We start from the raw sequence: 20,452 nt of genomic DNA, 5'->3' as shown, positions 1-20,452 counted from the left end.
GATAGCCGCGTCCGGCGCACCGTTTTACGGCAATTTGAAACCTGCCTGCACAGTCCTTGTGCAGTCAGGTTTTTTTTCGTGCGGCGCTGGCCGCGTGCACCATGCCAGACGCTTGGTGCTGCTGGCATGCATTCTGCTTTAACAACATCGTATGCCCAGACCGTCCCCCACGAACCATTCACAGGAGTCTCCATGTCACGACGCATCATCCTGAAAGCGGTCGCCGCCGGCGCATTCGCCCTGGCCACCTCCACCACCATGCAGGCGGCCCTGGCCGCCGACACCATCAAGGTGGGCATCTTGCACTCCCTGTCGGGCACCATGGCCATTTCCGAAACATCGCTGAAAGACGTGGCCTTGATGACGATCGCCGAGATCAATGCCAAGGGTGGCGTGCTGGGCAAGAAGCTGGAAGCCGTCGTCGTCGATCCCGCATCGAACTGGCCTTTGTTTGCGGAAAAAGCGCGCCAGCTGGTGGCGCAGGATAAAGTGGCCGTGGTGTTTGGCTGCTGGACGTCTGTCTCGCGCAAATCGGTTTTACCTGTCTTCAAGGAACTCAACAGCCTGCTGTTTTACCCGGTGCAATACGAGGGCGAGGAGCTGGAAAAGAATGTGTTTTATACGGGCGCCGCACCGAACCAGCAGGCGATCCCGGCGGTGGAATACCTGATGAGCAAGGATGGCGGCGGCGCCAGGCGTTTCGTACTGCTGGGCACGGACTATGTGTATCCGCGCACCACCAACAAGATCTTGCGCGCCTTCCTGAAAAGCAAAGGGGTCAAGGATAGCGATATCAGCGAGGTCTACACGCCATTTGGCCATGCCGACTATCAAACCATCGTCGCCAATATCAAGAAGTTTTCCACGGGCGGCAAGACGGCCGTCATTTCCACCATCAATGGCGATTCCAACGTGCCGTTCTACAAGGAACTGGGCAATGCGGGCTTGAAAGCGACGGATGTGCCCGTCGTCGCGTTTTCCGTGGGCGAGGAAGAGCTGCGCGGCATCGATACCAAACCCTTGCTTGGTCACCTGGCGGCGTGGAATTACTTTGAATCCGTCAAGAACCCTGTGAATACAGCCTTCATCAAGCAGTGGAAAACGTATGCGGTGGCGCAAAAGCTGCCGAACGCGGGTTCGGTGGTGACGAACGACCCCATGGAAGCGACCTATGTGGGCATTCACATGTGGGCGCAAGCCGTGGAAAAAGCCAAGTCGACGGACACCGACAAGGTGATCGCCGCCATGGCCGGCCAGAGCGTGAAGGCGCCATCGGGCTTCACCTTGACCATGGATGCGACGAACCACCACCTGCACAAGCCCGTGATGATCGGCGAGATCAAGGCCGATGGGCAATTCAATGTCGTGTGGAAAACCAAGGAACCGATCCGCGCCCAGCCGTGGAGCCCGTTTATCAAGGGTAATGAGGGCAAGCAGAAGTTGTAGGAGCTCTCACCCACCAGCAAATGCCGGGGTCGGACCCTGAGGGACTAGGCGTCCCCATCCGACCCCAGTCCTCGCCTTTGGGGTAAACGTTCGCCCCGTGCAGTTTTTCCATGGAACTTACAATGAGGTTCATCCCCAAACTGCTCGTCCTCGCTTACCTGTTGCTATCCCCGCTGGCACAGGCCGCCATCCCTCCCGACCTGCTGAAACCGCTGTCCGGCGACGACCCCGATGCCAGGGTCGCTGCCGTCGCCCGGATCGCCGCCCTGGCCACGCCCGAGGCCGCCAAGGTGCTGCAAGCGCTGCAGGACGACGCCTTGTATGCCGCGCCCGATGGCAAGGTGTATGTCGTCGACGGCGAGCAAGCCTACGATCCGGCCACGGGTCAGCTGGGTGCCGTGCCCGACGGCATCGATGGCGTGATGGTCAACAACCGCTTGCGCGCAGCCGTGGCGGGCGCCTTGTCGGGCTTGCAGTTGCTGGCGCCGGAACGCAGCGCCCGGTTGGCGGCCGCGCAAGACTTGCAAAAGGCGGTCGATCCCGCGCAGCTCCCCCTGATTCGCACGGCGCTGGCACGGGAAAACGATGCTGACATCAAACAGATCTTGCAAGTGCTGATCGCCAGCGCCAACCTGCATGCGCCGGACGCCGCCACGCGCAAGCAGGCCGTGCAGGACCTGGCGGGCAGCAGCGATGCGCGCCTGCTGCCCGTGCTGCAAGCCATGCTGGAGAAAGGGGGGGAGCCCGACGAAGCTGTGCAGCTGGCCGCCATCGAGACCATGCGCCAGATCAAGGGACGAGTGTCGCGCATGGAATTGGCCGGCACTGTGTTCTACGGCATTTCCCTGGGCAGCGTGCTGCTGCTGGCAGCCTTGGGCCTGGCCATCACCTTCGGCTTGATGGGCATCATCAACATGGCGCATGGCGAATTGCTGATGATAGGCGCTTACACGACCTATCTGTGCCAGCTGTTTTTCCGTACCTACCTGCCCGGCATGCAGGAGGCGTACCTGCTGGCCGCGCTGCCGGCCGCTTTTTTTGTTGCCGGCCTGGTGGGCGTGGCGCTGGAACGCACGGTGATTCGCTGGCTGTACGGGCGGCCGCTGGAAACCCTGCTGGCCACCTGGGGCATCAGCCTGATCCTGATGCAGACGGTGCGCACGATCTTCGGTGCGCAAAACGTGGAAGTGGCGAACCCGGCCTGGATGTCGGGCGGCGTGACCGTGCTGGGCGGCCTCGTGCTGCCGTACAACCGGCTGGCCATCATCGTCTTCGCCGTCATCGTCGTGGTGGCCGTGTGGCTGATCCTGAACAAGACACGGCTGGGCCTGTTCGTGCGGGCCGTCACGCAAAACCGCCGCATGGCCGATTGCGTGGGCGTGGCCACGGGCAAGGTCGACATGCTGACCTTCGGCCTCGGTTCCGGCATCGCGGGCCTGGGCGGCGTGGCGCTGTCGCAGCTGGGCAATGTGGGGCCGGACCTGGGCCAAAGCTACATCGTCGACTCCTTCATGGTGGTGGTGCTGGGCGGCGTGGGCCAGCTGGCCGGCACCGTGATCGCCGCGCTGGGCCTGGGCGAAGTCAACAAATTTCTTGAACCGGTGGCGGGCGCCGTGCTGGCGAAGATCGCCATTCTCGTGTTCATCATCATTTTCATCCAGCGCCGGCCGCAGGGCCTGTTTGCCATGAAGGGACGCAGCGTCGAATGACTAACTCCTATCCGATAAAGCAGGGCCTGTTTACGCGGCCCGTCTGGCTGGCCATTGCCGCATGCACGCTGCTGGCGGCGCTGCTGCCGATTTTTAACCTGGCGTTTGCCGAAGGGCATGCGCTGCACGTGTCCGCCTACACGGTGGCGCTGGTGGGCAAGTTCATGTGCTATGCACTGGCCGCGCTGGCGCTGGACCTCGTCTGGGGCTACACGGGCATCCTGTCGCTGGGCCACGGCGTGTTCTTTGCGCTGGGCGCCTATGCGCACGGCATGTATCTGATGCGCGCCATCGGCGACCAGGGCCAGTACCACAGCAGCTTGCCCGACTTCATGGTCTTTCTCGACTGGAAGACTTACCCCTGGTACTGGGCCTTCACGGAACACTTCTGGTATTGCATGGCCCTCGTCGTGCTGGTGCCAGGCGTGCTGGCCTTCGTGTTTGGCTATTTTGCCTTTCGCTCGCGCATCAAGGGCGTGTATTTTTCCATCATCACGCAAGCGATGACGTATGCCTTCATGCTCTTGTTCTTCCGCAATGACACCGGCTTTGGCGGCAACAACGGTTTCACGGATTTCAAGACGATATTGGGCCATAGCGTCACGGCACCCGCCACCCGGGCCGTGCTGTTCCTGCTGACTTTGGCTTTCCTGCTGGCGGCCTTGATCGGCGCGCGCGCCATCGTCCGCTCGAAACTGGGCAGGGTGTTGCAGGGCGTGCGCGACAGCGAGGCGCGCTTGATGTTCCTCGGCTACAACCCGCTGTGGTTCAAGCTGTTCGTCTGGACGTTGTCGGCCGTGCTGTGCGGCATCGCCGGCGCCCTGTACGTGCCGCAGGTGGGCATCATCAACCCGTCCGAAATGTCGCCGGCCAACTCCATCGAAATGGTCGTGTGGGTGGCCGTGGGCGGGCGCGGCACCTTGCTCGGCCCGATTTTGGGCGCCTTCACCGTGAATGGCTTGAAGAGCTGGTTTACGGCGGCCTTGCCGGAGCTGTGGCTGTTCGCGCTGGGCCTGCTGTTCATCGTCGTCACGCTGTTCATGCAGCAAGGCATGCTGGGCGTGTTGAGCAAACTCAAACGCAAGCCCGTCGTGGCAGAGGAGGGCGCATGAGCATCCGCATGTTGCCCGGCATGGCCAGCGCCGAAGCTGGTGCCACGTATTCGCGCGTGAAAGGCGAGGGCGTCGATACCACGCACGGCGCCATTTTGTACCTGGAAGACATCAGCGTGTCGTTTGACGGCTTCAAGGCCATCAACAAGCTGAGCCTGGATATTTCCGTGGGCGAGTTGCGCTGCATCATCGGCCCGAACGGGGCGGGCAAGACGACGATGATGGATGTCATCACGGGCAAGACGCGGCCCACGTCCGGCACGGCCTGGTTCGGCCAGACCATGAATCTGGCGACGATGACGGAAGCGCAGATCGCCCACGCGGGCATCGGCCGCAAGTTCCAGCGCCCCACCGTGTTCGAGCAGCACACGGTGTTCGATAACCTGGAACTGGCCATGAAGATGGACAAGCGCGTGGCGCCCACCCTGTTTGCCCGCTTGAGCTCGGAGCAGGCAGGCAGGATCGAAGCGATATTGCGGTTGATACGCCTCAACGGCCACGAGGCGCGGCCGGCCGGCTTGCTGTCGCACGGGCAAAAGCAGTGGCTGGAAATCGGCATGCTCTTGATGCAGGAGCCGCAGCTAATCCTGCTGGACGAACCGGTGGCCGGCATGTCCGACGCGGAAACGGCGCGCACGGCGGAGTTGCTCAATGAATTGCGCGGCAAGCACTCGATCATGGTAGTCGAGCACGACATGGGTTTCGTCACGGAAATTGCCCAGCAAGGCATCGTCACCGTGCTGCACGAAGGGGCCGTGCTGGCGCAGGGCCGCATGGACGAAGTGCAAGCCGACGAGCGGGTCATCGAAGTCTATCTGGGAAGGTAATCATGCTCGAAGTGCAACAGTTAAATCAATACTATGGCTCCTCGCATACCTTGCGTGGCATCAACCTGTCGGCGCGCAAGGGCGAGTGCCTGGCCTTGCTGGGCCGCAATGGCGTGGGCAAGACGACCTTGTTGAAATGCCTGATGGGCGTGCTGCCCGTGGCGCAGGGCAAGGTGGTGTTTCAGGGGCGCGACATCACCAGGCTGGCGCCGCATGCGCGGGCAAAGCTGGGCATCGCCTATGTGCCGCAGGGGCGCGACATCTTTGCGCGCCTGACGGTCGAGGAAAACTTGCTGATGGGTATGGCGGTGAGGCGGGGCAGACTGGCCTCGCGCATCGATCCCCACGTGTATGAGTTGTTTCCGGTATTAAAGGAGATGCTGCAGCGGCGTGGCGGCGATTTGTCGGGTGGGCAACAGCAGCAGTTGGCCATCGCCCGCGCGCTGCTGGCCGAACCGCAATTGATCATCTTCGACGAGCCGACGGAAGGTATCCAGCCGTCCGTCATCAAGGATATCGGCAGGGTCATTGCCTTGTTGAAACAACGCGGCGACATGGCCATCGTGCTGTGCGAACAGTATTTTGATTTTGCCCGCGAACTGGCCGACGACTTCATCGTGCTGTCGCGCGGTAGCGTGGTGGCCAGCGGAAGTGCAGAACAGATGGATGGCGAGGAGGTGAAGCGCCATTTGGCCGTGTAGGGTCAGACGACTTCGAACCAGCCCAGCACGGCGCCGGCCGCCAGCAGCCACAATAAATGGATCTTCGTGCGCCAGATGATCAGGCCGGCCACGATGGACAGGCTCCACAGGGGCCAGTCCGTGCGCAGGTCATGGTTGGCGCCGCCCAAAATCATGCCGGTGGAAATTAGCAGGGCGATGACGATGGGCGCCATGCCTTGCTTGAAGGCGCGCACGGGGCGCAGGTCGCGGTTGCGGTAGCCCCACTGAGCCGCCACGTAGGTGAGGGTGGTGCTGGGCAGCATGATGCCCACCATGGTCACCAGCACGCCCAGGTAAGCGGCCGTGTAGCTGCCCGCATTCATGCCCACGTTCCAGCCCATCAGGGCGACGAACAGCACGTTCGGGCCGGGCGCGGCCTGGGCGATGGCGATCGATTCATTGAATTGTGCCTGCGTCAGCCAGCCATGCTGCTCGACGAGGAAACGGTGCATTTCGGAGGTGGTGGAAATGGCGCCGCCAATCGACATCAGCGACAGCATCAGGTAGTGGCCAAACAGGTTCAGCCAGTCGCCCGTGCTCAACACCAGTTGCAGTGGCGGATTCATGCGGACAGCTTTCGATACGTCAGCAGGCAGCCGATGCCGCCCAGGCCCAGCAGGATGTACAGCAGGGGCCAGCGCAGCACGGCCACCATCAGCACGCCCAGTACGGTGATGGACAAGGTCAGCCACAGGGGCAGCGGATGTTTCACCAGCGCGGTCGCCAGTTTCACGCCCGTGGCGGCGATCATGCCGGCCGACACGGCGGCCATGCCGCGCAGTGCGCCCGCCATCTGCGGGTTGTCGCCAAAGCGCGTGTACAGCACACCGAGCAGCAGCACGATGACGAGGGGCACGGCCAGCATGCCGGCCAGCGCCGCCAGCGCGCCCGGCAAGCCGAAATAGCGCCCGCCCACCATCAGCGACAGGTTGACGACATTCGGTCCGGGCATGATTTGCGCCACGGCCCAGTCTTCCAGAAATTCCTCCTGCGTCAGCCAGCGCTTGCGTTCGACCATTTCGCGCTGGATCACGGCCAGCACGCCGCCGAACCCCTGCAAGGCCAGCCAGGTGAACGAGAAGAACAGGTCGGCCAGCGAGGCCGGTTGCGGGCGGGGCAGGTCGGGCGGGGGGGCGGCAAGGGGGGATGAAGACATGGCTGATTATCGCCGTGGCCGATTGCGCTTGTCCATCGCTTTCGACTCCAGTTGTGCCTGCAAGAAAAAAACTGTGGCTCATGTTTCCCTGCCATTGACATCGTGAGTTTATCGGCAATACTTTATCGGCAGCACGACCACTGTTCCTGTCAGCGCGGGTGCGGTTCGTAGCGCTAGGCCGTCTCCCTCCCTCCGTCCCCCTTCGCAGGAGTTGTTCATCATGCTTAATTCCACAGAAACGCTGCATATGCCCGTCAAAACCGTGGTGCCGCATGCCCGGGTCGATCAAAAGATGTGCGATATCGTCAACTTGGGCATTGCCGTGCAGGCCGCCTTCAGTACCTTGTGTGCCCTGGAATACCTGAAGTCATACAATATCGCCCCGGAACTGATCGAACGCGTGCTGTTGCATCCGGAGCAGCGCCGCCAGACTATGCATTGAGTAGCCACACGGCAACTGTGTTGCCGGCAGCGTCAGTCCGGCGTTGTCGGATTGATCATTATGGCTCAGTTATGCACAAATGATGGGTTAGCGAAATTGCTGAAATAATTTTCTTGTGATGATATGCGAATTTCTAAGTGATTGATTTTTATGGGTTTTATTTTTGCTGTTTGATTGAGCAGTTTATTGAAAGCCGCACGGGCTGTGGCTTTGAAGCCTGTCAATAGGCGCTTATCCACAAAGATATCCACAGTCCGTGTGGATATCTGAAAAAGCGCTTAACAATCCGCTACTTAGGAAATAGGGACCGGTCAGCGCCTGCCATCGGCCCGCAAGATGGGCCAGAATGGGGCATGCCACAAGCCTGTATGCCTATCCAGTGCTTTTGTTTTTATGACTGAAAGTAGCGGCGGCTGCTCAGGGTTTGCCGCCCGCCGGTTGCGCTGGCGCGTCGCCGCAGTGGGCCAGGGCGGCGGCGAGGTCGGCGACTTGTTGCTGCGCTTCGCGCAAGGTGGCGTAGGTGCGCAGCGAGGCGATCACGGTGGTAAACAGCTTGCGCGTGGTCAGGTCGGTCTTGCACCAGAAATCATTGATGTCGTAGTCGATGATGATGCGGTGTTCCAGTGCCTGGCCAGGCTGGCCCGTGCGCAGGATGATGCGCACGGCACTGTTGTGCAAGTCTTCGCGCACCTGGCGCGCCACTTGCAGCCCGGCATCCTGAGTTTCCATGATGACATCGAGCAGCACCACGGCGATATCTTGTGTGCTGCGCAGCAAGGCGAGCGCCTCGGCGCCCGAATACGCGTGCAGAAAGCTCAGCCTGCGGCCCTGGAAACTGGCCTGGCTGAGGGCGAACTTGGTCACCACGTGCACATCGACATCGTCATCGACAATCAGCACGCGCCATGGCGCCGCATTGGCGGACTCTGCCGCCGCGTCTGCCCGCCCGAGTGGCTCTTCAACCAGCCAGTCGGGTTCGTCCGCTCCCTTGGCGGGACTGTCGCTATCCATATTCATGCATTTATCCACCGTTGATCGTGCTCACTCACTCCACACTATGCCAGTCTGCGGGGTTTGTCAAAACAATGCGGTTCAGGCAAGACGGTCTGGAGCAAGATTGCGTATGCCCAGAAAAATATATTTTCATGGTGTTCGAGCAACTTTGCTTTGGCGTAAAATCATGATTCTAAGTCATTGATTTCATTGGAGTAAAAAATTGCCTGTGAAATCAGCAAATTGTTGAAAGCCGCATCGATACTGGCGTTGCGGCTTGTCAAGAGGGGCTTATCAACAACTTTATCCACAGTTGCTGTGGATATCTGAAAAAGCTGTGCAAAAACCGGGGCTTAGCGCCCGTTCGTGCGGCAGGGTGGCAGCATTCACGCTGCCAGCCCCAACCCGCTCAGCTGGGCAAAGGCATGCAGGAAGCGCTGCTTGGCTTCGGCCGGACCCATGGCTTCGATTATACCGGGCAAGGGGGCGATGCCGTCAAGGTAAGCCCAGCGCTCGGCCGAGTGCGGCATCAGGTCGCGCTTTTCCGTGGCCAGCGCGATCAGGTCGGCCCGCTTGATGGGCGCGTAATCGGAAAAATCCAGGCCATACGTGGCGGCGATGATGGCGCTGACCTTGTCTTCCAGTATGGCAAATTCCGGCAGCAGCACTTTCAAGGGCTTCACCATGTCGCCCAGGTAGGCTTCCGCCGCGTCGTGCAGCAGGGCGGCCAGGCGCAAATGGGGCGGCACCAGCCCGGCGACGATCAGGCTGTGCTGGGCGACCGAGTAAAACACTTGCGTCTGTCCATTGAAGCGGCACTGATAAGCGAGGCCGTGGGCAATGTCTTCAATGACTACCTTGTCGATATGCGGGCGCAAGGGATAAAAACGGTTGCCGGAATAAGTGGAAACGTAGTCGGTGGTAATCATTGCCTGTGCTCGGATATGCAAGATGGCTCATCGTACACCCGATGGCACAGGCTTGCCCCGGCCGCCACGCGTGTGGCGGGCTGCTGAGCCTATGCATCTTGGCAAATCCTTTCATTTATTTCATATCATTCATTGTTTTTTCTCAATACACTGTAGCAATCTTGTTTGTCTGAAACTTCACAGGGGCAGGGCAATGACGGCGCAACCTTCGGCAAGACCTTCGTATATCTATCAGGGCGGTTCGGTGATGATGCACTCGCCGCTGCAATTGAAACAGTCGGAAATGTACGGCTATTTCGTCAGGGGCAACCTGGCCAGGCTGCAGGCCACCGTGAATACCACCTTGAACCAGGTGGCGGGCAAGCGCATGACCCTGAAAGCGCTGTCGCCGTATGTGATGCTGACGTTTACGCGCGTCAACCATGCGGACTCCGCCAATCCCGTCGACCAGGCCAAGGGCTGGATCACGGAAGTCGACATCGTCACCTGGATCATGGTGGGCCAGATGGATGAGCACGGCAAGCTCGCGCATATCTATTGGTACCCGTGCCATATTTTCGTCGACGACGCCATGGCCCTGATCAACGGGCGCGAGCTGTTCGGCTATCCGAAATACCTGTGCGAATACGAGATTCCCGCCGCCGGCAGCGAGCCGCTGCGCTGTGCCGTGGCCGCCAAGGGTTTCCAGCATTTTTCGCCGGAAACGAAACTGGCCCTGCATCCGTTGCTGGAAGTCAACGCCACCGTGCAGACGGGGCAGCACAAACCCGTCAACAGTTTCCTGCAACTCATCGAGCAGGCCTTCCAGATTTTCCTCTCCATTCCCGATTTCTTCGACATGGACCAGGCCGGCTGGGCGGACATCCTGTCGCTGTTGCGCAAACCGCGCATCGACCAGATCTTCCTCAAGCAATTTCCCGACAGCGCCAGCGTGAAAGCCGTGTACCAGGCCCTGGTGGCGGCGCCGGCCGAAATCAACCGCCTGCACAGCGCGCGCCTGCTCGGCTACGAGTATGAATGCACCTTGCACGCGTTTGACAGCTTTCCGCTGGACCAGACCCTGGGCTTGCAGCTGGGGCCGCAGGCGGCGATATTGCCGTTCCATGTGAACTTCGACTTCACGGCCATGCCGGGCGAGGAACTGGTCGACAATTCGCAGATCGCGCCGGAAAAGATCGCCATCCTCGGTGGCGGCGTGGCGGCCATGACCACCGCGTATTATTTGACGAGCCAGCCGGGCTGGCAAAACCGGCATGCCATCACCGTGTACCAGCTGGGCTGGCGCCTGGGCGGCAAGGGCGCCAGCGGGCGCAATGCGCAAGTGGGCCAGCGCATCGAGGAACACGGTCTGCACATCTGGTTCGGCTTTTATGCGAACGCCTTCAAGATGATCAAGGAAGCGTATGCGAGCCTGGAACGCCCGCCCGGCGCGCCGCTGGCCACCTGGCGCGACGCCTTCAAACAGCACGATTACGTGGCCCTGTCGGAAGACGTCAAGGGCCAGTGGCGCAACTGGTCGATCGTCTTTCCCACCTTGCCGGGCGAGCCGGGCGAGGGCGGCGAAGACATCACGCTGTGGCAGATGGCCATCGCCATGGTGGGCTGGATCGAGCAGTGGATACGCCAGATCCGGCAAGTGGCGGACGCTGACGCGCGCATAGAGCGTGCCAGTGCCAGCGCCACCGCGGCGCAAGGCGAGGGCGTGTGGCCGGGCTGGCTGCGCCGCTTGGCCGATGAAGTGGTGGGGCAGGCCGATGAACTGGGCCTCGACGTGGGCTTGTCTGTCGGCGCGCTGGCGGCGCTGGTGGCTGACCTGGCGCCGGACTCCTCGCGCCACGACCAGGCGCGCCACCAGCTGCTGGCCAGCACCCTGAACGGTATCCGCGCCTGGCTGCGCCTGCGCTACCGCGCCCTGATCGATGGCGACGATGCATTGCGCCGCCTGTTCATTTGCCTCGACCTGGGCATCACGGTGATGAAAGGCATGTTCGAGGATGGCGTGTTCAAGCACGGCTTTGACGTCATCAATGACATCGATTTCCGCGCCTGGCTGAGAAAACATGGCGGCGACGAGCAGTTCAGCGTCAATTCGGCGCCCGTGCGCGGTTTTTACGACCTGGTGTTCGCCTACGAGGGAGGCGATTTTGCCAAGCCGAACATCGAGGCAGGGACGCTGTTGCGGGCGATGGCGCGTATCGGCCTGGCCTACAAGGGCGGCATCATGTTCAAGATGCAGGCCGGCATGGGCGACACGATTTTCACGCCGCTGTACCAGGTGCTCGCCAAGCGGGGCGTGGAATTCAAGTTCTTCCAGCGCGTGGAAGAGCTGGTGCCGGGCGCGGGCGACATCGACAGCATCCGCATCACGCAGCAGGTGCAATTGAAGGACCCGGCCGCCGGCTACGCGCCGCTGGTGGACGTGAAGGGCCTGGCTTGCTGGCCCAGCGCGCCCGATTACGCGCAGATCGAGCCGGCCCAGGCGGCGCTGCTGCAAGCGCAGGACGTCAACCTGGAATCGTACTGGAGCGGCTGGCCGCAGCAGTACCAGCAGGCGTTCGGCCGCGCGCTGCCGGCCACGGTCTTGAAGAAGGGCGTCGATTTCGACAAGGTGGTGTTCGGCATTTCCATCGGCTCGCTGCCCGCCCTGTGCCCGCAACTGCTGGCGCAAAGCCCGGCCCTGCAACTGGCGGCCGAGAAGGTGCAAACCGTGGCCACGCAGGCTTACCAGGTGTGGCTCAACAAAAACCTGGCGCAGATGGGCTGGACCACGCAGCCGAAAGGCCAGCAACCGGTGTTGTCGGCCTTCACGGAACCGTACGACACGTGGGCGCCGATGGACCAGTTGCTGGCGCACGAAGACTGGCCGGTGGGGCTGGAACCGAAAAACGTGTCGTATTTTTGCAGCGCCTTCCCCGTCGACAGCTACCCGCCCGTCACCGACACGGACTTCCCCGCCCGCTGCGCGGCCAGGGCGAAACAGGGCGCGCTGCACCAGCTGGAACGCGAGATCGGCGCACTGTGGCCCGAGGCGGGCGCGCCCGGCGCGTTTCCGTGGCAATGGCTGGTCGACGCGAAAGCCGGCACGGGACCGGCGCGCTTCGACAGCCAGTACTGGCGCGCCAACGTCGACCCGTCCGAGCGCTACGTGATGTCGGTGGTGAACAGCACGCAGTACCGGCTGGCCACCGACCAGTCGGGCTTCAGTAACCTGTTCCTGACGGGCGACTGGATCAAGACGGGCCTCAACGCGGGCTGCGTGGAAGCGGCCGTGATGGCGGGTATGCAGACCTCGCGCGCCATGACGGGTTATCCGGCCGTGATCCAGGGCGAGACGGATTTTTAGTGCGGGCGCCTCAAGCTCCCGGCTGAGCTTCCAGGTCGCGCCGCGCCACGTCCAGCGCCGCCTGCAGCTGTGGCAGCAATGGCCCCACGTTATCGAGCTGGCCGTTCGAGGCCAGGGTTTCCATCTGGTGGCACAGGCCGTGCAGGGTGGGGCGGCTCAGGTAGCCGGCGCTGCCTTTCAAGGCGTGGAAGGCGGCAGCGGCTGCGCTGGCGTTGCCATCGCGCACGGCGTGGCAGGCCAGGTCCAGGCGCCGCGGCGCCTCCGTCAGGAACGCTTGCGCGATGCGCTGCAAGTGCTGCGGCGACAGGCCTGCCAGCGGCACAATGTGCACGGGCGCCGTCATGGGATCGGCCGGCGCGGGTGACTCGTCGGCGGCGTCGTCCAGGCCGAACTGGCGCGCCAGCGTGTCGTTCCCGGTGGGCATGGCCGGCGGCAGGGCGTGGCCGCGCGCCAGCAGCAGGTCGATGATGGCGTCGATTTTCTGGAACAGCAGCGCTTCGTCGACGGGCTTGCTGAGGAAATCGTCCATGCCGCAGGCCAGGTAGCGTTGCCGGTCATGTTCGCTGGCGTTGGCCGTCAGCGCGAGGATGGGGATGTGCGCGTCGGGAATGGGGAATTGCGCGTTGCCGCCGTCGCGGATCAGGCGCGCGGCCTGTTCTCCATCCATCAGCGGCATGCGGCCATCCATCAGCACGCAGTCGTAGGCGCCCGTGCCCAGCGCGCGCAGCGCCTGTTCGCCGTTTTCCACGATGGTCACCTCATGGCCCATGCTTTCGAGCAGGGTGCCGATGATGATCTGGTTGGTGCGCACGTCTTCGGCGCACAGGATGCGCAGGCGGCAGGCATGGCGCGCCTGGTGCGTGGGGCGGCGCGCGTCGGCCGCCGGCGCGCTGCCATCATGCAGCGGCAAGGTGAAATGGAAGCGCGAACCGATGCCGACCCGGCTTTCCACGCCGATGCTGCCCTGCATCAGTTCGACCAGTTCCTTGCAGATGGCCAGGCCCAGTCCCGTGCCGCCATAGCGGCGCGTGGTGGAGTGGTCGGCTTGCTCGAATTTCTGGAACAAACGCGGCAAGGTGTCCGCGTCGATGCCGGGGCCCGTGTCGCTGATGATGAAGTCGATCTCGCTGCGGCCATCGCGGCGCGGCGGGGTGCGGGCGCGCCGTACTTCCAGCAGCACTTCGCCATTGGCCGTGAATTTCAACGCATTTCCCAGCAGGTTGATGAGGATTTGCCGCAGGCGCGTGGGATCGGCGCGCACGTAGCGGGGCAGGTCCAGCGCCAGTTCGCGGCGCAGCAGCAAGCTCTTGGCGTCGGCCTGGCCCTGCACGATGCCGGCCGCGTCGCCGATCAGCGCCAGCAGGTCGAAGTCCACGGTTTCCAGGGTCAGCTTGCCCGCGTCGATCTTCGAGAAATCGAGGATGTCGTTGAGAATGGTCAGCAGCGACACGCCATTGTGCAGGCCGATGCGCAGGTATTCCTGCGTGCGGCCCTTGACGGACTGGTCGCGCAGGGCGAACTTCAGCATGCCGATCACGCCGGCCAGCGGCGTGCGGATGTCGTGGCTCATGGCGGACAGAAAATCGATGCGGTGGCGGCTGACCACTTCCGCGTGCTCCTTGGCCTTCAGCAGGGCGTCGTTGCTGAGGGTCAGGGCCAGGGTACGCTCCTGCACGCGCTGTTCCAGGTTGTTGCGCAGCAGGCGGATCTGGTCGGCCAGGGCAAACGCCAGCAGCAAGCCGTCGAGCGTGCCGCCGAGCAGGGTCACCAGCTGGGCGTTGGCCACCATGGCCGGCATCAGCCCCAGGTTGGCCGGCAGGATCAGGAAGCCGGGCAGCATCAGGGCGACGAAGGCCAGCACGAAGAAGCGCGCCGGCTGGTAGCCGCGGCACCAGACGACGATGCCGCAGATCAGCGCCAGCAGCATCCAGATGCTGATGGCAATGGTGGCCAGGGTGTGCGCATACGCCAGGGCGACGAAGCAGCTGGGCAAGAGCAGCAGGGGCAGCACCAGGTTGACCTTGCTGAGGTGGTAAAGCAGGGGCGAGTAGTCGCGCAGGCGCAGGAAATGCATGTAAAACAGGGTGCTGAAGACGGGCAGCAGGAAGAACGGCACGTAATGCAGCTGCAGATGGTGCCAGTCGAACAGGTCGGCAAAGACGTGGAAAGTCATGGCCCAGGCCAGGCCATATGTCAGCACGTACAGCGCGTAATACGCCGAGGCTTTGTCCAGGGTGATGGAAAAGATGAAGAAATTGAACAGGCCCAGCGCCAGCAGGGCGCCGATGGACGCCACCATCAGGAAGTTTTCCTTGGCCACCAGCTTGCGGTAGTCCTGCTGCGTCCTCACGCCGAACTGGGGTGCGCGCGCATAGTAGGGGCTGGAAAAGCGGATCAGGATGTCATACGTGGCGCCCGGCGCCAGCTGTACGTTACTGCCGTAGTGCAACAAATACTCGTGCGGGCGCTGGTAGCCCGTTAGCAAGGTGTGCGGCGCCGCGTGCGGTGCGGGGCCATACACGTGCAGGTCGACCAGGTCGATCAGGGTGTCGTTCGGGTCGATGACCCAGGCCGCGACGCTGCTGTCGTTGCGCACCTGCGCATGCAGCCAGTAGGCGCCGCCGAACAGGTCGACCCGTTCGGCCGGGCGCTGGCGCGCCAGCCAGGCGGGCAGGGCGGCCGCATCGGCAGGCGCAGTGTCATTTCCGGCGAAAAATAGTTTTCCTCCACTGCCCAGGTGCGCAATGCCTTGCTTGCTCAGTGACAAAGGGGCTGCCTGCGCCGCGCCCGCCAAGCCCAGCAGACCGAACAGCAGGCCGAACAGGAGCGGCCAGCCGCATAGCCAGGCGCAGACGCGGGAGCTGGAAGCGCGGTGGCGGGACGGGGGCGGGTGGGCTGGCATCGATGAGTGTGGTGGTGGTCGCGCGGGATTGGTGGCAACGCCGTTTGCTGTGGATGGCTCATTTTAATCGACTCTCGGTGGCATAAGGACAATTTCATGTCCTGCCGGCATGGCGCGCGCTCCGGTATCATGGCGCCTTTGCCCGCGAGATATTCATGCTCAGTCCCGACCAGTTCCTGGCCTTCCTGGCCGCCGCCGTTTTGATCACCGCCAGTCCCGGCCCCGACAACCTGATGGTGCTCGGTGTGGGCATGTCGCGCGGGCGCCGCCAGGGCATGGCATTCGGCCTGGGCTGCGCCCTTGGCTGCCTCACGCACACGGTGCTGGCGACCATCGGCGTGTCGGCCCTGCTGGCCGCCTCGCCCACGGCATTTATGGCGCTGAAAGTGGCTGGCGGACTGTACCTGGTGTGGCTGGGCATCGGCGCCTTGCGCAGCCGTGGCGGCGCCAGAGTCGATGGCGCGGGCGCTTTGCCTGACGAGTCCTTGCTGCGCCTGTTCGGCAAAGGACTGTTTGCCAACAGTATCAATCCGAAAGTCGTGCTGTTTTTTCTGTCGTTCTTGCCGCAGTTTATCGTCGCGGGCCAGGGCAATGCCAGCTGGCAGACGGCGCAGCTGGGCCTGGTCTTCACGGCGCAGGCTTGCGTGCTGTTCAGCCTGCTCGGCTATTTTTCCGGCGCCGTCGGCCTGTGGCTCAACCGCCGCCCGCGCGCCGGCCTGTGGCTGGACCGGGTGGCCGGTACCATCTTCATCGGCCTGGGTTTGCGCCTGATCCTGGCGCGCTGACGTCTTGCCGGGCGGTAATGCGGAACGCCAGTTCCATCTGGTCTTGCACGGCCATGGCGCCGCCCAGGATGGCGAACGGCACGATGCCGAAGTCGCTCTGTTTCAGCAGCAGGCTACCGCTGGCCTGCAGGCCTCGCCCATCGGCCGCTTGCTCGACGCGCACCGGCAGCTGCACGGTGCGCGTCACGCCATGCAGCGTGATGTCGGCCTCAAACACCTCTTTGTCGCCCGTGCGACGGGCCGCGATGCTGACCCACGGATAACGCTCGGCATCCAGCACGCGCACCAGCATATTGTGGCGCGTGCCGGCGATGGCGTCGGCCGACGGCGTCGTCGTCAGGCCGGCCGCCTGGCGCAAGCCCTCTTCATCCACACTCATCTCGTCGAGCCGGAACTGGAATTGCGCGCGTCCCTGCGCGGGCGTCACCACGCCCTGCAAGGTACGGCTGGCGATCACGTGGTCATGTCCCAGGCGGGCCAGCGCGCCGCCGCGCCGCACGGTGATCGTCAGCAGGGATTCCTGCGCGACGATATGCAGCACGCGCATGCCCGGCTGTTGCCACGCGGGCGCAGTTGTGGCGGATATGGCGGCAGGGGCGGCCGGCGCAGGTGCCTGGGCAGGAGCGGGCGGCAAGGGCGTGCAGGCCGCCAGCACGGCGCAGGCAAGCAGGAAAATGGTGCGAAGGTTCTGGCTGGGCATGGGCAGAGAAGAGGGCAGGGGCAACAGGAGCATAGTACGCGATCGGCGCGGTGGCGCGCGTAATGTTAGCGCTACGTCATAAGGCGGTCACATGGCGCTGCTATGATGCTTTTGTTGGCACATAGCATGCGTTGCGCACATCACTACGTTCCGGGAGCGATAGGATGCAGGCATGACTCAACAGCTTAGCCGGTGAGCTCAAGCATCGGCACCAGACACGTGAAACTTGCTTTTGTGGTAATTATTGCAGGGCGGGGCAGGGGAAATGCAGGGATGGTGCGGGGATTTAATGAAGTCCTAAGCCTGTCTCAACGAAGGGCTGGCATAGTGGAGTCATGGCGCACGGAAACCCCGGGCGCAGGGTTGCCGGACACCTCAATGACCGGCACGATTTCCGCTTTCCTGTTTTTCCCAGTTTATCCCTGCGCTCTGAAACAGCGTTTCAACCGGCTACCGCAATCTGCGAAGCCGGTTTTTTTTGCCTGCGTTTTCATCGGTGTTCATCGCCTCCCGGCGCCGCGGCGCCGGGAATTTTACTTAGCCCGTTTGCTTGGCCAGCCACGCATCGACCGCCGGCAGGCGCTCGGCGCGCACCTTGATGCGGTACTTGATGCCGGCCACGGAACTGTCGGCGTCGCCACGCGCGCCGGCCGGCAGGTTGGCCTGCGCATACGCTTCCAGCTTGGCGATCATTTCTGGCTGCGCCGAACCGGCGGCCAGGCGCGGGAAGTAGCGGCTGCGCGAACTGGCGTCGATGCGCGCATTGACTTGCTCCAGGTGCGCCAGCGCGAAGTCGAAGGCCAGTTCCGGATGCGTGCGCGCCACGCGCGAGATCATGGCGGGGCTGTTGGTCACGCCCGGTTCATCCGTCAGCGCCAGCGCCAGCGCGCGCTGCGCCAGGGCCGTGTCGTCGCTCGACGCCAGCAGGTCGTACAGCTGGTTCTTGATGAGCGGCGTCTTTTCCTGCTGCGCCCTGGCGTGCAGCTGCTCCCAGGTCGCGGCGTCCGCATGCTGCGCCACCACGCCCAGGATGGTGCGGCGCAGCGGCGCTGGCATGGCGGAGGGGTCCTGTTCGCTGGCCGCGTAGCGGCGGCGCGCCTCGGCGATCACGCCCGGTTCACCCATGTCGCCGAGGATGGCAATCAGGCGTGCGCGCAGGGTCGCCACGCTCGACGCTTCGCCCGCGCGCGCTTCCCAGCCCGTCTGCGCCATCATCGGCGCCAGGCGCGCCATGGCGAAGCGGCCGAAGGCTTGCTGGCGCGCTTTGCTCTCCGTGCTATCACCGGCATACTGTTCGTACAGGCCGCCCAGGGCGCCGGCCACCTTGCCCAGCACCTGCGGGTCGGCCGACAGCGGCGTGGCCTTCACCAGTTCCAGGAAATCAGCCAGGTTTTGCGCACCGGCCAGGCCCAGCGACTGGCTGTCCGCCAGCAAGCCCAGTTGATCGATCGGCGCCAGGCGTGCAAAGCTGCCCGCCAGCGCGCGCGTGTTGGCCGGTGCGTACACGGTGCGGTAGTAGCCGCTCTGGCCCGCGTTCACCAGCAGGGCGCCGCAACCGGGCACGTTCAGGGTGGCCTTGCCATTCTTGACCAGCACGCGGGCCAGCTTGCCGTTGCCGACCGTCGAAGCGATCACCGGCACTTTCCACGACAGCGCTTTCTTCTCTGGCTGGTCCTTGGAAAATTCCGTCTGCGTCAGGGTCACGCGCGTGCTGCCCTTCCTGCATACGGCGTCGCCTACCGTGATCATCGGCACGCCCGGCTGCAGGGTGAAATCATGGGCGATGGCGCTGACAGGCTTGCCGGCGGCCGCATCGACTTCGCGCCACAGGTCGTCCGACACCGTATTGCCATATGCATGCTTGCGCATGTAGCTGCGCACGGCCGTGCGCCAGGTGTCGGCCCCCACGTACGCTTCGAGCATGCGGATCACCGCTTCGCCCTTCTGGTAGGTGATGCCGTCGAAGGCCTGGCTGGCTTGCTCCACGGTGGCGATGCGCTGCACCACGGGATGCGTGGTGCGCAGCGCGTCCTGGCTCATCGCCGATTCGCGCCCGCCCACGTTGGACAGGGCCGTGTTCCACTCCGGGTGCAGACGCTCCGTGGTGCGGCTTTCCATCCACGACGCAAAACCTTCGTTGAGCCACAGGTCGTCCCACCAGCGCATGGTGACCAGGTCGCCGAACCACTGGTGCGCCATTTCATGCGACAGCGTGGTGTAGATGTTTTCCTTGTCCGACTGGGTCGAGATGGCCGGGTCGAGCAGCAGGCCGTATTCGAAGGTGAAGACGGCGCCCCAGTTTTCCATGGCGCCGAAGAACTGGCTGCGGCCCGGCGCGGCGATGTTGTCGAGCTTGGGCAGCGGGTAGCGGACGCCGAAGTAATCGTTGTATTCGCGCAGCAGGGCGGCTGACTCGTCGAGCGCGAAGCGGCTTTGCGCCAGCGCGCCCTTCTTGGTGATGACGCCTATTTCCGTACCGTCGCTCATGGCCGTGGCGCGCTCGAAGTCGCCTAGGCCGAAGAACAGCAGATACGTCGACATGCGTGGCGTGGTGGCGAAGTACACGTGCTTCATGCCATAGCCCATCTCCTCGCTGCGGGCAATCGGCATGTTGCTGACGGCCATCTGGCTGCTCGGCACGACCACACTGAGATCGAAGGTGGCCTTGTAGTCCGGTTCATCCCACGACGGCAGCATGCTGCGCGCATCGGAATTCTCGAACTGCGTGTAGAGCGCGCGCTGGCGCCCTTGCGGCGTGTCATAGTCGAGCGAGAACAGGCCCGTGGCCTGCGTGCCGATCTTGCCGGTGTAGTCGATGCGCAACAGGTACTCGCCCTTGGCAAGCGGCTCGGCAAAATGCACGGTGGCCGTCTGCTTGTCTGCATCGAACTCGATCTTGCGCGTCACCTGCTTGCTGCCGCCTGCGCCTTCGATGGCGGCGGCGGCAAACGCCAGGTTCAGGGCATTGAAGGTGATGCTGGCCGTTGGCGTGTCGACGGCCACCTTGATGGCGGCTTCGCCCTTGAAGGTGGCGGCGGCGGCGTCCGGCGTGATCGACACAATATAGTGCAAAGGCGTGACGCCGCGCGGCAGCTGCGTGGTGGTCGTGGCGGCATGGCTGGCCGAGGCGTATCTGGCGGCGGGAGCGGCGTGGCTCGCATGGGCTGCGGTGATGGAAGCCAGTGCCAGGACGGCGGCGGCCAGTTGGCTGCGGCGGAAACGCGGAGTCGGTGTGCGATGCATGGTATGCCCTTCGTTCATGAGTAAAACGCCCGCCAGCCGGATAGGCTGCGAGCGTTGATGGCGGTTGGGGGACATCGCTGGAACTGAAAGCCAGCGTTCCCGTACAGCAATCTAAGTGGAAACGGGGGCAAAGTCAACGCGCC

General features: G+C 63.4%; 15 protein-coding genes. 8 read left to right on the top strand and 7 right to left on the bottom strand.

Going from position 1 to position 20,452, the window contains the following annotated elements:
- Positions 1-192: 192 nt before the first annotated feature.
- From urtA to urtE, 5 genes are all read left to right on the top strand, one after another.
- Positions 193-1,446 (top strand): urea ABC transporter substrate-binding protein, encoded by a 1,254-nt coding sequence (urtA, locus tag C8C92_RS19250; RefSeq protein WP_099763173.1) that lies wholly within the window; start codon positions 193-195, stop codon positions 1,444-1,446.
- Positions 1,447-1,568: 122 nt separating this feature from the next.
- Positions 1,569-3,155: an urea ABC transporter permease subunit UrtB gene (urtB, locus tag C8C92_RS19245; RefSeq protein WP_116744978.1), complete on the top strand. Its 1,587-nt coding sequence runs from the start codon at positions 1,569-1,571 to the stop codon at positions 3,153-3,155.
- Positions 3,152-4,267: an urea ABC transporter permease subunit UrtC gene (gene urtC, locus C8C92_RS19240; RefSeq protein WP_116744977.1), complete on the top strand. Its 1,116-nt coding sequence runs from the start codon at positions 3,152-3,154 to the stop codon at positions 4,265-4,267. The genes urtB and urtC overlap by 4 nt, the downstream gene beginning before the upstream one ends.
- On the top strand, positions 4,264-5,094 hold the full coding sequence (gene urtD, locus C8C92_RS19235; protein WP_099763176.1) for an urea ABC transporter ATP-binding protein UrtD: 831 nt from the start codon (positions 4,264-4,266) through the stop codon (positions 5,092-5,094). Before urtC ends, urtD begins: the two co-directional genes overlap by 4 nt.
- A gap of 2 nt (positions 5,095-5,096) precedes the next feature.
- A complete protein-coding gene (urtE, locus tag C8C92_RS19230) occupies positions 5,097-5,795 on the top strand; it encodes an urea ABC transporter ATP-binding subunit UrtE (protein ID WP_116744976.1) in 699 nt (232 codons plus the stop codon).
- Positions 5,796-5,797: 2 nt separating this feature from the next.
- Here the strand turns inward: urtE and C8C92_RS19225 are convergent, their stop codons facing one another.
- Together C8C92_RS19225 and C8C92_RS19220 are read right to left on the bottom strand one after the other, a co-directional pair.
- Positions 5,798-6,382 (bottom strand): chromate transporter, encoded by a 585-nt coding sequence (locus tag C8C92_RS19225; RefSeq protein ID WP_116744975.1) that lies wholly within the window; start codon positions 6,380-6,382, stop codon positions 5,798-5,800.
- Positions 6,379-6,972 (bottom strand): chromate transporter, encoded by a 594-nt coding sequence (locus C8C92_RS19220; RefSeq protein WP_116744974.1) that lies wholly within the window; start codon positions 6,970-6,972, stop codon positions 6,379-6,381. Before C8C92_RS19220 ends, C8C92_RS19225 begins: the two co-directional genes overlap by 4 nt.
- Positions 6,973-7,192: 220 nt before the next feature.
- On the opposite strand from C8C92_RS19220, the gene C8C92_RS19215 reads away from it, so the two are divergent.
- A complete protein-coding gene (locus C8C92_RS19215; RefSeq protein ID WP_116744973.1) occupies positions 7,193-7,414 on the top strand; it encodes a hypothetical protein in 222 nt (73 codons plus the stop codon).
- A gap of 417 nt (positions 7,415-7,831) precedes the next feature.
- Here C8C92_RS19215 and C8C92_RS19210 read toward each other — a convergent pair whose 3' ends face one another.
- Both C8C92_RS19210 and C8C92_RS19205 read right to left on the bottom strand, forming a co-directional pair.
- Positions 7,832-8,431, bottom strand: coding sequence for a response regulator (locus tag C8C92_RS19210; protein WP_243420290.1), 600 nt, complete (start codon positions 8,429-8,431; stop codon positions 7,832-7,834).
- Positions 8,432-8,793: 362 nt separating this feature from the next.
- Positions 8,794-9,336, bottom strand: a complete 543-nt coding sequence (locus tag C8C92_RS19205; RefSeq protein ID WP_116744972.1) for a phosphohydrolase — start codon at positions 9,334-9,336, stop codon at positions 8,794-8,796.
- Between the two features lie 193 nt (positions 9,337-9,529).
- On the opposite strand from C8C92_RS19205, the gene C8C92_RS19200 reads away from it, so the two are divergent.
- A complete protein-coding gene (locus C8C92_RS19200; RefSeq protein WP_243420289.1) occupies positions 9,530-12,679 on the top strand; it encodes an NAD(P)-binding protein in 3,150 nt (1,049 codons plus the stop codon).
- Positions 12,680-12,689: 10 nt separating this feature from the next.
- On the opposite strand, the gene C8C92_RS19195 is transcribed toward C8C92_RS19200, so the two are convergent.
- A complete protein-coding gene (locus C8C92_RS19195) occupies positions 12,690-15,581 on the bottom strand; it encodes a hybrid sensor histidine kinase/response regulator (protein WP_243420288.1) in 2,892 nt (963 codons plus the stop codon).
- A 155-nt stretch (positions 15,582-15,736) separates the two neighbouring features.
- On the opposite strand from C8C92_RS19195, the gene C8C92_RS19190 reads away from it, so the two are divergent.
- The gene (locus C8C92_RS19190) at positions 15,737-16,366 is read left to right on the top strand and encodes a LysE family translocator (protein WP_116744971.1); all 630 of its coding nucleotides are present in this window, start codon (positions 15,737-15,739) and stop codon (positions 16,364-16,366) included.
- On the opposite strand, the gene C8C92_RS19185 is transcribed toward C8C92_RS19190, so the two are convergent.
- Positions 16,329-17,099, bottom strand: a complete 771-nt coding sequence (locus C8C92_RS19185; RefSeq protein WP_243420287.1) for a YceI family protein — start codon at positions 17,097-17,099, stop codon at positions 16,329-16,331. The genes C8C92_RS19190 and C8C92_RS19185 overlap by 38 nt on opposite strands.
- 504 nt (positions 17,100-17,603) lie before the next feature.
- Positions 17,604-20,309: a M1 family metallopeptidase gene (locus C8C92_RS19180; RefSeq protein WP_116744970.1), complete on the bottom strand. Its 2,706-nt coding sequence runs from the start codon at positions 20,307-20,309 to the stop codon at positions 17,604-17,606.
- Between the last annotated feature and the right edge of the window lie 143 nt (positions 20,310-20,452).

This window comes from Janthinobacterium sp. 78, from assembly GCF_003096775.1.
Lineage (GTDB): Bacteria > Pseudomonadota > Gammaproteobacteria > Burkholderiales > Burkholderiaceae_D > Janthinobacterium > Janthinobacterium tructae.
Note: the sequence above shows the minus strand (reverse complement) of the source record. Positions and strands in the feature narration are given on the sequence as shown.

Excerpts from the sequence above, each read along its gene's own strand:
- C8C92_RS19190 (WP_116744971.1), top strand. The coding sequence starts at position 15,737 with ATGCTCAGTCCCGACCAGTTCCTGGCCTTCCTGGCCGCCGCCGTTTTG.
- C8C92_RS19205 (WP_116744972.1), bottom strand. The coding sequence starts at position 9,336 with ATGATTACCACCGACTACGTTTCCACTTATTCCGGCAACCGTTTTTAT.
- C8C92_RS19225 (WP_116744975.1), bottom strand. The coding sequence starts at position 6,382 with ATGAATCCGCCACTGCAACTGGTGTTGAGCACGGGCGACTGGCTGAAC.
- C8C92_RS19185 (WP_243420287.1), bottom strand. The coding sequence starts at position 17,099 with ATGCTCCTGTTGCCCCTGCCCTCTTCTCTGCCCATGCCCAGCCAGAAC.
- urtB (WP_116744978.1), top strand. The coding sequence starts at position 1,569 with ATGAGGTTCATCCCCAAACTGCTCGTCCTCGCTTACCTGTTGCTATCC.
- urtA (WP_099763173.1), top strand. The coding sequence starts at position 193 with ATGTCACGACGCATCATCCTGAAAGCGGTCGCCGCCGGCGCATTCGCC.
- C8C92_RS19210 (WP_243420290.1), bottom strand. The coding sequence starts at position 8,431 with ATGAATATGGATAGCGACAGTCCCGCCAAGGGAGCGGACGAACCCGAC.
- urtD (WP_099763176.1), top strand. The coding sequence starts at position 4,264 with ATGAGCATCCGCATGTTGCCCGGCATGGCCAGCGCCGAAGCTGGTGCC.
- C8C92_RS19215 (WP_116744973.1), top strand. The coding sequence starts at position 7,193 with ATGCTTAATTCCACAGAAACGCTGCATATGCCCGTCAAAACCGTGGTG.
- C8C92_RS19200 (WP_243420289.1), top strand. The coding sequence starts at position 9,530 with ATGACGGCGCAACCTTCGGCAAGACCTTCGTATATCTATCAGGGCGGT.
- C8C92_RS19220 (WP_116744974.1), bottom strand. The coding sequence starts at position 6,972 with ATGTCTTCATCCCCCCTTGCCGCCCCCCCGCCCGACCTGCCCCGCCCG.
- urtE (WP_116744976.1), top strand. The coding sequence starts at position 5,097 with ATGCTCGAAGTGCAACAGTTAAATCAATACTATGGCTCCTCGCATACC.
- C8C92_RS19195 (WP_243420288.1), bottom strand. The coding sequence starts at position 15,581 with ATGCCAGCCCACCCGCCCCCGTCCCGCCACCGCGCTTCCAGCTCCCGC.
- urtC (WP_116744977.1), top strand. The coding sequence starts at position 3,152 with ATGACTAACTCCTATCCGATAAAGCAGGGCCTGTTTACGCGGCCCGTC.
- C8C92_RS19180 (WP_116744970.1), bottom strand. The coding sequence starts at position 20,309 with ATGCATCGCACACCGACTCCGCGTTTCCGCCGCAGCCAACTGGCCGCC.